General features: G+C 45.4%; 11 protein-coding genes. 8 read left to right on the top strand and 3 right to left on the bottom strand.

The annotated features are described in order from the left end of the window. Nucleotides 1-505: 505 nt before the first annotated feature. Nucleotides 506-2,968, bottom strand: coding sequence for an ATP-dependent helicase (locus QUA47_RS22515; RefSeq protein ID WP_333432385.1), 2,463 nt, complete (start codon nt 2,966-2,968; stop codon nt 506-508). A gap of 456 nt (nt 2,969-3,424) precedes the next feature. Here QUA47_RS22515 and QUA47_RS22510 point away from each other — a divergent pair, with 456 nt between their 5' ends. Then, entirely contained in the window at nt 3,425-4,432 is a 1,008-nt protein-coding gene (locus QUA47_RS22510; RefSeq protein ID WP_333432384.1) for a DUF4349 domain-containing protein, read from the top strand. A gap of 151 nt (nt 4,433-4,583) precedes the next feature. On the opposite strand, the gene QUA47_RS22505 is transcribed toward QUA47_RS22510, so the two are convergent. Continuing rightward, nucleotides 4,584-5,678 (bottom strand): RuBisCO accumulation factor 1, encoded by a 1,095-nt coding sequence (locus QUA47_RS22505; RefSeq protein WP_333432383.1) that lies wholly within the window; start codon nt 5,676-5,678, stop codon nt 4,584-4,586. Between the two features lie 156 nt (nt 5,679-5,834). Here QUA47_RS22505 and QUA47_RS22500 point away from each other — a divergent pair, with 156 nt between their 5' ends. The 7 genes from QUA47_RS22500 (at nt 5,835) to QUA47_RS22470 (ending at nt 14,223) form a co-directional block, all read left to right on the top strand. Continuing rightward, nucleotides 5,835-6,779: a response regulator gene (locus QUA47_RS22500; RefSeq protein ID WP_333060945.1), complete on the top strand. Its 945-nt coding sequence runs from the start codon at nt 5,835-5,837 to the stop codon at nt 6,777-6,779. A 221-nt stretch (nt 6,780-7,000) separates the two neighbouring features. Continuing rightward, the gene (gene ubiE, locus QUA47_RS22495; RefSeq protein ID WP_333217430.1) at nt 7,001-7,708 is read left to right on the top strand and encodes a bifunctional demethylmenaquinone methyltransferase/2-methoxy-6-polyprenyl-1,4-benzoquinol methylase UbiE; all 708 of its coding nucleotides are present in this window, start codon (nt 7,001-7,003) and stop codon (nt 7,706-7,708) included. 85 nt (nt 7,709-7,793) lie between these two features. Next, the gene (locus QUA47_RS22490) at nt 7,794-9,026 is read left to right on the top strand and encodes a DUF445 family protein (protein ID WP_333432382.1); all 1,233 of its coding nucleotides are present in this window, start codon (nt 7,794-7,796) and stop codon (nt 9,024-9,026) included. A gap of 169 nt (nt 9,027-9,195) precedes the next feature. Beyond that, a complete protein-coding gene (locus QUA47_RS22485) occupies nt 9,196-9,504 on the top strand; it encodes a DUF3493 domain-containing protein (protein ID WP_333432381.1) in 309 nt (102 codons plus the stop codon). 598 nt (nt 9,505-10,102) lie between these two features. After that, entirely contained in the window at nt 10,103-10,678 is a 576-nt protein-coding gene (locus tag QUA47_RS22480) for an alpha/beta hydrolase (RefSeq protein ID WP_333432380.1), read from the top strand. A 611-nt stretch (nt 10,679-11,289) separates the two neighbouring features. Further along, on the top strand, nt 11,290-12,498 hold the full coding sequence (locus tag QUA47_RS22475; RefSeq protein WP_333432379.1) for a DegT/DnrJ/EryC1/StrS family aminotransferase: 1,209 nt from the start codon (nt 11,290-11,292) through the stop codon (nt 12,496-12,498). 597 nt (nt 12,499-13,095) lie between these two features. Next, nucleotides 13,096-14,223 carry a glycosyltransferase family 4 protein gene (locus QUA47_RS22470; protein ID WP_333432378.1) on the top strand — a complete coding sequence of 376 codons (1,128 nt, stop codon included), beginning with the start codon at nt 13,096-13,098 and terminating at the stop codon, nt 14,221-14,223. A gap of 212 nt (nt 14,224-14,435) precedes the next feature. On the opposite strand, the gene QUA47_RS22465 is transcribed toward QUA47_RS22470, so the two are convergent. Next, on the bottom strand, nt 14,436-14,825 hold the full coding sequence (locus QUA47_RS22465; protein ID WP_333432377.1) for a transposase: 390 nt from the start codon (nt 14,823-14,825) through the stop codon (nt 14,436-14,438). Between the last annotated feature and the right edge of the window lie 538 nt (nt 14,826-15,363).

The raw sequence follows: 15,363 nt of genomic DNA, 5'->3' as shown, positions 1-15,363 counted from the left end.
GATGCACCTTACTTGCTCTCCATTTTTGGACACCATACCTAATTTACCACTATTTGAGCCTTAACTGAACCGTATTGACTTATAGAGACAGCAAATATTTATTGTTGAGTAATCAAAGCCACCTGAATTTGGAGCAAATTTACAGGTTAGCAGCCACCTTGAAACAATCAGAATGCTGGAGAATTGCGTATTAGATGAAGAAACAGTTTCGGGAAATATATGAAATTCCTATTACCGTCAATATCGCGCATAAAAAGTGAGATAATCCCCTTGTCGAGCCTGCACAAGGATGTGTATTTAGTTGTACTAACCAGAGGGTTATGCTAAGCGTCCCTGGATATTTCTAGTAATTTAGGTTAAACGAGTCGCAGGTTACTCAAAGCATTATATACCGAGGCTTGGAGAGAAGCTAGAACTTCCCAAAATGGGGGAACTTCAGCTTAAGTTGTCATCCATGAGTTGAGCCTGGAACGAGCTACTTATTACTGATTACTTCTTACTTCTTTTATATCGCATTACTCGGAAATCTCTGTTTCAAAACAGGCATTACCGGACAAGGTTTTTGCTCCTGCAAATTCTCCGGTTTGTTCCAAGTAAAAGGCCCTTTTTTCTCCGCCGCCATCCACAGCAAGCTTTTTGCTCTGGTCATCGCCACATATAGCAGTCGAAACTCTTCTGCTGTTTTCAAATAACCTGCTTGTTCCCAGGCTTCGCCTAGATTTGGTAAAGGATATTTTTCGTGCAAACTTGCTCGAATTTGTGCTCTCGCTACCTCTGCTAAAGTGAAATCTCCTAAAAATCTCGCTTGCGGCAAAACTCGCAAATTTCCGGGGATGGTTTGTTCGTGCAGAAACGGCAAAAATACGCAATCCCAATCCAATCCTTTAGCTTTGTGCATGGTAATAATTGTTAGTTGACCTTTGCTGGTATAGCGTTCTTCTATTTTGTCGTCTGCATCCACAGGTTCAAATCTTTCGGAACTGACAATTTCGCTCAGTACATCCAAAATATTACGCATTGAATTGTTGCCGGCTGTTTGGATTGCTACTCGTTCTGCTAATTTGTCGGCGGTGGCTAATTCTGTTTGGTCGTATTGCAGCGCTAAGGCTAAGAATGAAATGATTTGGTATGGTGGCAATTCTAAGCTAGCTTGCAGCAAACCGCAGCAAAAATAGCGACATTTGCGAACGGGGTCTGACTGCTGCGGGTCTAGCGGGCCTGGGTAAAGAAATTGCTCGGGGCTAGTGGCAAAAGCATTGTAGTCTTGTTTGGGGATCAGTTGCCGATCGCTCAAAATCTTTAAGGCTGCTTTCAGGTAGTCTGGAGAGTGCGGGCGATCGAGGAATTGCAGCAGTGTTAAAATTTCCCAAGGTACTTGAGAATGTCTGTCCCGCTCTCCCACATCCTCAATTTTAATCCCGTATTTCCGCAAATCAAAGCTTAATCCGTGTTTTTGAGGATTTTCCAGCACTTCTTTGATAAACTTACCTTGTTTGTTTTCCCGCACCAAAATAGCCATCGATTTCAGATTTTCTAACGGCAATTTGGCGCTATTTTCCCCCTCGCTAGCTTCCGCGCCTGAATCGATATCTTTGCCATCCCTGCCAAATTCAAAATCGGTCGGTAAAAATTCCTCGACTAACTCAATTACCCGCTTTCCAATTAACTCAATTGTATGGTAAATATCGCGGGGAGTATGCAATTCTAAGCCTCGACCAATGGGGGCAGGATTTGCATTTTGCTGCGGATCATCGCTGGGTACTGGCTTAATAGTTTGGTCGCGAAAAGGCTGTTCGGTTCCCGCTAATTTTGAGCTATTTACCCATTGCAACATAAAGTTAGCTGCATCGATAATCACCTGGGTGCTACGGCCTGCGCCGTCCATTGTCGCTAACTTATTCTCTACTTCGCACCGATCGCAAAATTGGTTAAAATAAATCGGATCTGCGGGAGTGAAAGTAGAATTAATCGCTTGATTTGGGTCGCCAACTCTGATAAAATTGGGAGGTAAAGTAGGATGCTCGGGATCGATCGCCAATGTTTCCAAAAGCCGAGTCTGCAAAGGTGTAGAATCCTGCGCTTCGTCCTCGAAAACAGCAAATACTTGCTTTTGCTCGATCGCCCTCGCCCTCGGATTGTCCAACACCCGCAAAGCGGCTAAAATCATCTCGTCGTAATCGATGTATTCCCGGCTCCTCAACAAAGCCTGATATTTTTGATATAAACCCCCAGCTACTGCTAAAATCTCATAACCGTCCCCAGTATCAAGAGCGTTCATTTCTAACAACTGTTCGGGAAATAAACCAGAAGATTTCGCCTCGTGAATCACAGTTTTAGCTACCTGCGGCAAAATTTCTGTCCGCAAAACCGATTGTCGCCGCAGCCTCTCCGTTTCCTCTCCGTCGAATTGCTGTCCTTCCAGCAAAACTTGATATCGGCGGGGATTTTCGGCAATCCAAAGTTCTACACAGGTGCGAATTAATCGGTGACTTTGAGTAGGAGTAACTAAGGTTGAATTTTCTAAATTTAAACCAGACAAATCGGGATGGCGCATCGCAATATTCAAAGCTAAACCGTGCAAAGTGTGCACCGCAAAACCGCCTTGAGATAAAGACAATTCTGCCAATCTTTCCCGAATTTTAGCTTTAATATTAGCAGCAGCCGATCGCGTAAATGTCACGACAATTAACTGGCGGCGGCTGTGAAGCCCGTTGCGGGCGATCGCAATTGCCGACGCAGCAGCCATTCCCGTAGACTTCCCGGCCCCTGGAACCGCCGAAACAGCAAGGGGGCCGCCTTGCCAATCCGCCATGTCCTGCTGGCCCGCACGCAAGCTTTCCCGAATTTTAAGGCAAGCTTGTTCTCGCAAAACTGCGGCAAACCCTGATTCTGAAAGCGCTGAGGCTACATCCGGGCGATCGATCTGGGTTGTCGATCGCATAAAATCAGTATCAAATTCATCTGTCATGCGATTTTAGATTTTAGATTTTAGATTTTAGATTACAAAAATATTTGTGGGGTTCAGCCTTTTCAAACGGTATCAGAAACCGAGTTGCTTTAGTGGCCATCGCCTATGCCCAGAACCACACCGTCAATCGAGTTTAGATTTTAGATTTTAGATTAAAGAATTGAATAAAGCGACCCCCCTGAGCAATCCGGGGGCTGGCCATTGGGAGCGAGGAGCTTTTTTCTCGATCCACGGATGAATCCGGGGACTTGTGACCCAATTGTTTTCGGTCATCACACCGATATTTATTGGCTTTCATCTGCGTTCATCTGCGTTTATCTGCGGTTAAAAATCCCAAAGTATTCAACCTCTACCGTTTCAATTTCGGTATCGGCTAAACTAACACTATCTATTGAAGCTTAAATTGAAACCAGCATAAAATTCAATACCCAAGCCTTTTTTAGAGGAGTCACCCAAATGAAAACTCACCTGAAAATCAATTCCCCCCCGCCCAAGCCAAACCCAAACCTAGCCAACAACAGCACAACTCGTTTTGCTGTGGCAGTATTCTTAACTTTATCTTCAGCCATTGCTTTGCCTAGCTGCGGAGGATCTCAACTGACCGGCAGCGCTCCAGGCGGCGCAGCTTCATCCAGCATCCCTGAAAACCAAGTTGCAGCATCGGCTCCACAATCGGCACCAGCACCCGAGCCAGCAGCCCAAAGGTCAAAAACTCCTGGTGCATCAAAAAAAGCAGCAGAAACTCCAGCAACCCGTCCCCAACTGATTAAAAAAGCCCAACTCAGTGTAGTTGTCAAATCTATTGACGCCAGCACTAAATCTGTTACTAATATTGTCGAAAAACAGCAAGGCGATATCTTGGGTTTCCAAAATCAAAAGCCGCCGGATTCGAGTGTCCGCCAAACCGCGTCTGTGCAGATTCGCGTGCCTCAAGAACGTTTAGAAACGACTTTAGAGGCTTTGGCAAAACTCGGAACAGTAGAGAACCGTTCTCTGACGGCTGAGGATGTTACCAATCAATTAGTTGACAACGAGGCTAGACTCCGGAACCTCCGCAAATCCGAGGAAATGGTGTTAAAAATTATGGAGCGATCGGGCTCTGTCGGCGACGTGCTCAAAGCTGCTCAAGAGTTGAGCAATATTCGGGAGTCGATCGAACGCATTGACGCTCAGTTAAAAAGTTTGCGAAATCAAGTAGCCTATTCGACTATTAGCTTAACTCTAGAAGCCGCAGTATCAGCTCAACAAACTCCCGAACCTACTCTAGGTTTGCGGGTGCAGGAAACTTGGGGGAAAGCGACTCATTCTGTGGGTGAATTGACGCTCGGTTTGTTTGCTTTGGGTATTTGGCTGTTGGCTTACAGTCCTTATTTTCTGTTAATTGCGGCTGCGGTTTACGGCTTTAATCGATTTAAGAAACAGGATTCTGTTCCGACAATTCAAGAACCGAAACCGCCTCAGTAGTCAGTAGTCAGTTGACTGTTGACTGTTGACTGTTGGCTGTTGACTGTTGGCTGTTGGCTGATAACAACTAACAACTGATACCTAACAACTGACAACTGACAACAACTAACAACTAACAACTAACAACTGACAACTAACAACTAACAACTCACTAATCATCAATTTGCCATCCATCTTTGGTATAGTCTTCATCCACAATCTTTTTGGGACGCATCACCAGAACAACTCGCCCCAAAATAGGAATATCTGGGGATTGTTCAAACCAGTACAATTCTAAATTGCCCCCGTTATCGGCGAGGAAATAACTGTCAGCATCCCACTGTCTTTGGGCTCGATCGGCAATAATCAAAACTTCTTCAACTTTGCCTTGCAGCGGTACCGGCAATCGATCGCTCATTTCCAAAACAGCCACCGGATCTTCAGCGTTCAAAATTACTTGCCATCCGGGAATCGCCACCCAAGCTCCGGCTCCGGAAAATTTTACCATTCGGAACGGCTCTATTTCCTCCGGCAAAGGCACTGCCAGCAAATCTCTGGTAGAAAGCGGCAATTTGCCCACAACCGGGACAATCCGGGGCAATTGTTCCTCGGTATCGAGCCTGTAGACGGGCAGGCGGGGCGCTTCCCGTCTGGAAACTACGGTAAAATCGACGAGCAACTGCTCGATTTGCGCCCTAGCGGTTTGGCTGCTAGCTAATTTTAAACCCCGAGCAATTAAGCGCGATCGCTCTTGCAAATCGCTTTTCTGTCTCGCCAATTGCCAGCATTGGTAAGCCATAGCATCGCCGGGAGTGTCTGTGAACCCTTGGGGGAGACTCCCGAAGTGCGAAAACTCCTTGATCGCTTTAGCAACTTGGCGAGCATCGTCAACATCCAAATTGTGGGTTAGCATCAAAGCAGCCGCCCCGGCCCGCTCTACTTGAGAGAGAATCCGAAACTCGTATAAGATATCACTACCTTTGCCCAGGAAGTGCGATCGAACTTCGTCTGAAGCCCCAGCATTGACCATGCTGGTGTAGACTTGGGCTGCGACGCTCACTTGATTTTGCTGAATTGGCTCAAAACCAGTTTCTTCAAAAATCCTTTGAGAGTTGTAGCCAGCTTTTAGCAGTGCAGTGCAGGCCTGTCCCCACTCTACCCAAGTGCCTTCTTTTCGGCGGAGCGATCGAATTAACTTTTCGGCATCCACAGCAGTTGTGGAGGATGCAGATGCAGGAGGGGATGAATCTTGCGGTGTATCAGTCATAATTGAATCAAAAACTAGCGCTAAGTTATGTGTGGTTGGATACTGGCAAGGCTCGTGTCGCGGCAGAGCGATAGATTAATAGTAAGTGAGTTATGAGACTATTGTTACAGAATAGTTGCTCGCCTAAATTTACAAAGGGGAGTTTATCGTATTGTTATGGATAATGCCATTTCAGAGCTAGATCAAATTAAACGCCAGCTCATGACCCTACACAGACCGAAAAAGCCCAAAATGCTGGTAGTAGACGACGAACCAGACAATCTGGATTTACTCTACCGCACTTTCCGACGAGATTTTAACGTCCTCAAAGCTGAGAGCGGAATTCGCGCCTTGGAAGTCCTCGGCATCGAAGGGGAGGTCGCCGTCATCATTTCCGACCAGCGGATGCCCGAAATGAAAGGGACGGAGTTTTTGAGCAAAACCGTGCCCCAGTTTCCGAATACGGTCAGAATTATCTTGACTGGTTTTACGGACATTGAAGACTTGGTGGATGCGATTAACTCAGGACAGGTTTACAAGTATATCACCAAGCCTTGGGACCCGAACGAACTGAAAATGGTGGTGCAAAAGGCGGCCGAGACTTATGAAATTCTCAAGCAGCGGACTGAGGAATTGGATCGCGCCCAAAATCAAATACAACTGTTAGCCACAATCATGCAAACGGCTGTGGATTATCCGAGTTTGGAAGCAAGTTTAGATCCAATTGCTACTGCTATAAGTGATAATTTTTTGGCGGACTCTTGCATTTTGCAACTGGTGGAAGAAAATGTTTTAATACCCGTCCAAGGCACTCACACCACTGGTTCAACTGTGGAAAATTGGCTGGCAGATGACCCTCTGGTTCGAGAAGCAATTACCTCTCAAACTATTCAGGGTGCTGTGAATATTGGGATCGACACAGCCTTAGCCAGCCTGCCGCACTATCAGAAATCCGGCATTCAAGCTCACCTGACCATCCCGGTGATTCACAAAGGTCGATCGATCGCCCTGATTTCCATGCAGTGGAAGCAGCCTTGTTCCTTGCGCCCAGACGAACTCACAACAGTTCACCTCGCCGCTCAAGAAGTTGCTTTGGTATTGACGAGTTTTCAGGGTCATTAGTCATCAGTCATGAGTCATCAGTCATTAGTCCTTAGTCCTTAGTTGCCTCTAAGTCTTGAGTTTAAAATGATAGCAAACCAATGAGTTTCGACAAAAGCTCAGCGCTCGCTAACAAATAAAAAAGCATTAATGACTGGCGACAGCATGACATGAATGCACGGATTAATTATTTTTTCCGGCTGACTAATTACAAATTATCAATCACCAATGACAAATGACCGATGACTAATAACGCCGAACAAATTAAAACTATATTTAATCGAATTGCACCAGTTTACAACCAATTGAACGACTGGTTGAGCTTTGGGCAACACCGGATTTGGAAGCAAATGGCGGTGAAATGGAGCAGTGCGGGCCCGGGAAATACTTGTTTAGATTTGTGCTGCGGTAGCGGGGATCTAGCTTTGTTGCTGGCTAAACAAGCAGGGCCGACCGGTTGCGTATTTGGAGTAGATTTTTCCGCCGAACAATTGGCCGTGGCTGCAAGGCGCGATCGACCTTTTCTCACCCCTATAAGTCCCATTTCCTGGGTAGAAGCTGACGCCCTAGACTTGCCTTTTGCTGACAATTACTTCGACTGCGCCACAATGGGTTACGGCTTGCGTAACGTGACTGACATCCCCCGCAGTCTTCAGGAATTGCACCGCGTGCTCAAACCCGGTGCCAAAGCAGCTATTCTCGACCTCCACCGCCCCAGCAATTCCCTAATGCGGAGCTTTCAGCAGTTTTATTTAGACAGTCTCGTAGTGCCCATTGCTCAGCAATTTGGCATGACTCAAGAATATGCTTACATTAATCCTAGTTTAGAAAAATTCCCGATCGGTCAGGAGCAAGTCGCGATCGCCAACAAAGCCGGATTTGCCGCCGCCACCCACTACCCCATTGCTGGAGCTATGATGGGAGTATTGGTACTGGGCAAAGCAATTTAAAATTAAAAATGCTTGCAGTCTAGATCGGCTATCTAACTATAGGGTGTACCGATCCGTGTGCACCTTACCCTATTTTTAATCATTTATGAATCCGTCTGAAATTTGGCTGTTGTTGGCCCCACCTGTAGTGGGAGGAATTATTGGCTATTTCACTAACGATATAGCTATCAAAATGCTGTTCCGCCCCTATCGAGCTATTTACATCAAAGGGCGGCAGTTGCCTTTCACTCCAGGTTTGATCCCCCGCAACCAAGAGCGTTTAGCAAAGCGAATTTCCGACACAATTATGGGTTCCCTGCTGACGCCACAGGAACTGCAAAACTTGGCGCGCCGCCTCCTGCAAACTGAGCGGATGCAGTCGATAATTCTCTGGCTGTTGCAGTTGGCGCTGGATCAGGTAAAAGCCGACGCCGAGCAAAAAACCGCTAAAATTCTCGCAAACATTCTGCGAGATTTGCTGGGGGAATCTATGCCGCGAATTCTAAAAGTTTTGGCGCGCCGGGAAGATTTTTTAGAAGTTCAGCTTAATCAAATTTTCGATCAAGTTTTGCTGGAGATTCAGCTAACCGAATCTCAGGCGGCTCAGCTTGCTGAGTGGTTGTTGCAGGTAGTAATACCACCGGAAGTGCTGCGGCAGGCTTTAATTGACTTTTTGACGGATCGCAATATTTCGATCATCGATGAAGGGTTTCGAGAAAAAACCAGCGGCACTTATTGGGTAGTAGCAAATTTGTTTGGTTTGCGGAACACTTTAACTCGGCTGCGGACTTTTTGTCTTGATGACAGAGAAGCGACAAATCAGCGCTTAGCAGAGTTAACTATTTCTTTGGGGATTCGCGGGCGAATTCAGGAATGGCTGCAAAATTTGTCGATGCAAAATTTACCGGTTTCGACTGTGAGACAGTTGCGAAAAACTATGCGCGACAGCGTTCGCAGCTACGTTCAACAGCGGGGTACAGACGTACTTGAGGGGTTGAGCAAATCTATTGACTGGGAAAATATTTCGCGCTTGCTTCTCAATCGATTGCAAACTTCAGCGGTGATGAGTGCTTCCCTCGGAATTGTCAGCCAAGAACTGGCTTTGGTTTTAGAGCGCTATTTAGAAAGAGATTTAGAAAATATTGTAGCTCAGGCTATCCCGATTTTGAATATCGACCAAGTGATTGTCGATCGAGTAAAAGGTACTTCTCCTGAAGAGTTGGAGTTAGCAATTCAGGGAATTGTTCAAAGCGAGTTGCAGGGAATTGTAAGTTTAGGAGGGATTTTGGGTGTTTTTGTCGGCTGTTTGCAGACAGTTGTGGTTTGGATTCAGCGATGATTTATTTCGGCAGTTGTGAGATATTTGTTGTAGTCTAATATTCACTCTCTCTGGCGCACCCACTACCAAAAACGCGGTTTTTCGGCAGTAGTTGCCACCTCAGCCAGAGGGTGTTTGGTAGAAACCGGGTTTTTGTGGCCCAATCTTAATTTACTTATTTCCTAAATCTATGCCAGCCCCAAATTCGGACGATCGTACAAACATCCCAAAAAACCCGCGCAACCTCAGCCGCCAACAATACGAGCGTTTGACCGCAGAAATGGCCACTCCCTACCGGCCTCTGCGACAGTTTGTTTACATAGCTTGTGGCGCTTCCGGCTTTATCGGCGGCTTGGTTTTCCTCGCTAAAATTGCCTCTGGCCGGGAAATTAGTTCTGCTTTGCCTAATTTTGCCCTCCAAGTCGGAGTTGTGGCCCTGATGGTGTTCCTGTTTCGCTGGGAGCAGCGCGCCGAGGGTCGATCCCCGAAGTCGAAGTAACAAAAATTTACAAATCGAGACAAAAATCTATCTGAGGCAAGGAAAAGTTAGAAATATAAAGAAATTATTATAAAATCCTGGTTTGCCAGCGATCCCTGTAATTATAATAATGTGGGTTCAATTGGGGTCAGCAAATTTAAAGGCCCTAATCATAAACCGCTTGTAATTCGTTCAATTGGGGTCAGCTTTCATAAAGACCCTAAATATATAAAATAAATTTAAGCCCAGCGCCAGCCTTCACTGATAGAAGAGCTGGCGTTCGGCATTTTGCTAGGCTCGGGAGATTGGGAGAGAGAATCAGTAGGGTGCACACTCCGCACAGAGAGGCCCGTACAAGCGCCCTGAACCGAGTTTTGTGCCTATCATCCGATATAGGTAATACCAGTTCCCAAAAATCATGCAACTGTAGGCTCGTGCTCCAAACGCGGAGAATCATCAGTCATGTGCAAATCTAAAATCTAAAATCTCTCTAAAATGTCAAATGGTATAACTGCTTGGGCGCTCAAATAATTTGGTATTTCCCAAAGACCTTAGCCTGTGCAGTAATTAATGAGATGTGTCAAAGTCGAAGTAGAAAAAGATGTTGGGAGATTTTACTATGGGCCGATCATTTTTCAAAGGGCGGTGGGCATTATTTTTGGCAGCAGGCGCGGGAATTGTATTTTACAGCAATGCTGGGGCGGCTGCCGAAAAGGTAGTGCTCAAATACAGTGCGATCCGAATGACTTTACCCGTCAGCGAATTAGAAATTTTTGCAGAAACTGGGCAAATGTCGCCCGCGTTAGAAATGCTGCTGGGAAAGGCAAAAAAAGACCCGGAAGCGGTTCGCAACAGTCTGACGAGACCAGTAAAAGTCAGTCAAAGCTTTTTGGATCGGACCCTTAACAGCAAGGTTGGGGAAATAATTCTCGATGAAGTCGGTCAGGTAATTCGCACTCCTTCTGGGAATGCAAATCGAGAAGCTTTGCGCGAGGCCTTGGTGCTGTCTGCAACTAATGATAACGAGATTACACTGCTGGAAGCGATGAAGAATTATCCTACTCCAGAAGTTTATGTTGAGGGCGATCGCTTAGTTGAAGCTTACGGTCAACTGGTAGCTTTGTCAGAACAATTGGGCGGCGTTTCAGAACGGCTGCAAGACATTTTGAACAAGATTCGCCTGCCTAGACTGTAGCAGATGGTGTCAAGGAGGGTGGATGCGTGCGAGCGATCGCACAATTTTTCTGAACCTGCATAAATTAAAGCGGAGTCACATTTAATTTGGGCAAAATTTGCCTAAATTTAACACGACTTTAAAAAGGAATGCAACGGTAGACAAGCTTCAAACCTAACGGGAATCAGGCATTCTCAAATCTCCAATCTCAAATCGTATAAGTTGGCTGTAAAAGAAGTGTCGGGATAAACGTTCGATGCTTGACACAAATTTAAAATAAAATATATATATTTTGATTAAGAAAACTCTGTAAGTAAAAAATAGGGAAAGACCTTGTGTATCCCCCATAAACTGAAATACGATCGGGTGGACATTGCAGATTATCTATCTTAAGATAGATCAACGCTGTCAGAGTCAGGCGCTTGGGGAAAAACCACGGGTAATTAGTAAGCTCGTACTATAACAGACACTATTACGCAACCTATACGCCAAAACTCTTGACTAAAAAAAGTTGAAAAAAAAAGGTGAGATACTGTATTAATTAACAGCACCTCAATTTCCAATAAAACCGTACTTGCTAGAATAGTCCACTTTCACTCTATCGACCGTATTTACTGGGTAACATTAGCAACATGAACAACAATCCTATTCGTTCAAAAGACCGTTTCTTGGTTTTCGGTGCTCCGGCGATCGAAGATGCTGAAATTCAAGAAGTGGTGTCAACCATGAAAACAGGTTGGTTGGGTACAGGCCCGAAAGTCATGAGTTTTGAAAATGACTTCAAAGCTTACAAGGGTTCCCAGTACGCCATAGCTGTCAATTCCTGTACGGCGGCACTGCACTTGAGCATCCTCGCTGCTTCGTTACAACCGGGGGATGAAGTCATTACTACTCCAATGACTTTTTGCGCTACAGTTAATGCCATCATCCACGCGGGGGCAACACCGGTACTGGCGGATGTAGATCCGGTGACAATGAATATTGACCCGGCTCAAGTCGAAGCTAAAATAACTTCAAAAACTAAAGCAATTTTGCCGGTTCACTTCGCAGGTCGTCCCTGCGATATGGATGCGCTTTGCGAGATTGCTAGCCGTCACAACTTGAAGTTAATCGAAGACTGTGCTCACGCGATCGAAACGGAGTACAAGGGACGGAAAGCAGGCACCTTTGGCGACTTCGGATGCTTCAGCTTTTATGTCACCAAAAACATCACGACGGGCGAAGGAGGAATGATTGTGGCCGGCCGTCAAGAAGACGCCGACAGGCTCAAAATTTTAGCGCTGCACGGTATGAGCAAAGATGCTTGGAAGCGCTTCGGAGACTCGGGTTACAAGCACTACCAAGTGGTGGAAGTCGGTTTTAAATACAATATGATGGATCTGCAAGCTGCGATCGGCATTCATCAAATGAAACGAGTCACCCCTTATTGGCAGCGGCGGGAGCAGATTTGGCAGCGCTACAACGAAGCATTTGCGGATCTGCCGATTACTTTGCCCGCAAACCCCGAACCGGATACCATTCATGCTTATCACCTGTACACCATTCTGGTAGATGAAGCCAAAGCAGGAATCAGCCGCGACGAGTTTCTCAACGCTATCAATGCTGAAAATATCGGTGTCGGCGTACATTACATGAGTATGCCGGAACATCCTATCTATCAACAAATGTTTGGATGGCAGCCGGAAGACTATCCGAATGCTAGCTACATCGGACTGCATACAGTTAGCTTGCCCATTTCGGCCAAATTAACAGATGCAGATGTGGAAGATGTAATTGCGGCTGTTAAAAAGTGTTTGGCGATCGGCAAAACTAAGAATCCAGCTTTAGCAACAGCAGGCTAAAGTCCTGAAATAGGTTGTCCTTAAAACATCCGAGCTGTTTTTTCAGAAAAGCAGCTCGGATGTTTTTTTCTCCACAACGCCCTTTACAAGCTAATGAGCGGCAGCTCGCTTTAATTAAACGTAAAATCCGATCCCTTTTAGAGTCCCGACAACTAGGCGCGAAGTTGGAGTTCTCGGTATTCTGTCTTTTTAAGTGGTATTACTTAACAAATCCGGCCTTAATACCCGGTCGCTTATCTTAGCCCGTAAGATTCAGGACGAAAGTATGTGTAGCAGCCATTTAAATTATCTAGTTATATACAATGGTTAAAAACCCTTATTTAGTATGATGCTAAACATAGTTAAAAATTTTTCCCTGCCTTTTGGATGCTACTATTTAATTTAAAAAAAAATCTTATATAGCGAAAAGACATAGTTTTTTTCTCAGGGCCTTGTCAGTGATTTCACTTAAATGTTATCCTGGCACGGTAGAATCACAGCCCCGTTACGGAATCTCCTTTTATTTAAAATGAGACTGCTCTGCAAACAGAGGATGGCTGTTCAATGTCAATGTTTAGAAAAAATCTGAAAAACCTTAGTTAACGGAAGATTAACGCTATGTTAAAAGTGAGTGCTTTATTCCCAATTCATTGCAATGACAGAGCCATCAGTCACGTATTTTTTTCAGTATGCAAAGAATGGCAAAAGCCGGATCTGAAGGCTCGCATGGTTGTCCCGACTTGCGAGCCCTCCTGTCGCGACTCAAATATAGTTGAAGCAATTCCGTCCTTTCTGAAAAAACTGTATTACCGCAGCCCTAGTGCTCCCAAAATCAAGACAGAGAAGCGTTTTCTCAAAGATATCAAAAATTTTGATGCTGCCTACTTGTGGCCCGGTATCTCATTAGATACTGTACGGAGTGTTAACCAGCAAAGTAAGCCAATTTTTTGGGAGCGAGTTAATAGTTGCCAAAGGCAAGCTAAGAGTATCCTTGACGATGCTTACTCTCGCTTGGGATTGCAACCTCAACACGCAATTACCCCAGAAAAAATCCAGAAGGAAGACCAAAAACTCAAGGTAGTTGACTTTCTGTTTTGTCCTAGTCCGATAGTAGTAAAATCGTTCCAAGAAGCCGGAGTTCCTGAAGAGAAACTGCTTTTAACGACTGAAGGTTGGTCGCCAGAGCGTTTCCCCAATTATCAATCCCAAAAACCCCCCTCAGAGGAAGTTAACGTCCTTTTCCTAGGCTTTGCCTGTGTCCGCAAAGGGGCTCACCTGCTGTTGCAGGCTTGGGAGCGAGCTGGCATTAAGGGAAAGCTGACAATTTTTGGCTCGCTCGAACCGGCGATCGTTCAAACTTGCAGCCATTTGCTGAAACGTTCTGATGTAGTTCACTTTGATTATGCTTTGGACTACAGTTCTGCCTATCGCCAAGCTGACTTTTTTGCCTTTCCCAGTCTGGAGGAAGGTAGCGCACTCGTTATCTATGAAGCAATGGGTCACGGTTTGCCGATTCTCGCTTCGCCGATGGGAGGAGGCGGTGTTGTGCGTGATGGTATTGACGGCATAATTCTCGATCCTTACGATACAGACGCCTGGGTGGAGGGACTGCGAAAACTATCTCATTCTCCTGAGTTGCGTGCGAAGATGGGAGCCGCCGCCCGCCAGCGAGCTTTGGAATTCACTTGGCCACAAGTTGCTGCTAGGCGCGGAGAGCAGATTCTGCAAAAAATGAACGCAAAATGACAACTAAATAGGACAGGGCTGACGAAGAGTCGTGATTTACTAAAATACTTAAGAAACGACTCTTCGTCCTGACTACTTGCCTGATGGTGGTTATATAACAGGACTACATATACAGCGGTTCCCGATGTTAAGAGGTACAGTAGCAACACTTAGTAAACCAATTTTTTAAATGTACAGGATTGATTAAGTGGAGGGCCACCGCGATGATTCTATCAATCTTTTCTGGGGTCGTAGGAGCAAAAGGTTCGCAAAAAAGATTTAAGTTGTGACCACCAAAGTTCAATGGGATTAAAATCACGAGAGTAGGGGGATAAATAAATAACACGCGCACCCACAGCTTCAATCATTGGTACAATCGGCGCAACTTGATGAGCTGGTAAATTATCCATCACGACTACCGATCCTTTCCATAATTGAGGGCATAAACAACGCTCGATAAATACAGAAAATGCTGCTGGGTCCATTGAATCATTCAAGGTCATTACTGCTAGCACTTTGCTTAAGCTAATTGCACCAATAACTCTCACTTTAGCTGCTCGATAAAATGGCTTGAAATCACAGGCTCTTGTTCCCACCCGTGAGCGGGCATGAGTTCTATTCAAACGAGCGCATAATTCCGGTTTCGTCCAGAAATACGCTTGTTTTCATGTGGGACATCTTTGATTTTTACCCAATATTCCTCTCTTAATTTTAGGACTCTTTCTGTCCCTGCTTGGCTACTGTACCAGGTTTTTTTTTTACGATTGAGTCCTAATTTTTGTAGGTAGCGGCTTAGGGCACTCCGACTCACCCAATTTCCAGTTTGCTGTGCAAATAATTCACACAACTCAACCAAAGTTGCATCAGTGATGAGCCGCCACCAATGCTTTAACTTCAGCCTCTGCATTGGTCAGATGACTCAATTGTGGTTTCCCCCTCTGTTTCGGTTGTAAGTTACCCTCAGCTTGTTGCTGTTTAACCAGTTTTTGTACTAGGCTTTTACGCTCCACCAAACCTGGCAGCCACTTTTCTGATTGAGATCTTTTCTGCCAAGTGTGCTGTCACTATTTTTTTTCGCTCGATCCAGGGAATATGATTTCATAGGCTTTGACTATTCACTCATTCAAGGTACCTCATAACAGCGAGAAACGCTATAAGTCC

The sequence above is a fragment of the Microcoleus sp. MON2_D5 genome, assembly GCF_036701905.1.
In the GTDB taxonomy this organism is placed as follows: Bacteria; Cyanobacteriota; Cyanobacteriia; order Cyanobacteriales; family Microcoleaceae; genus Microcoleus.
Note: the sequence above shows the minus strand (reverse complement) of the source record. Positions and strands in the feature narration are given on the sequence as shown.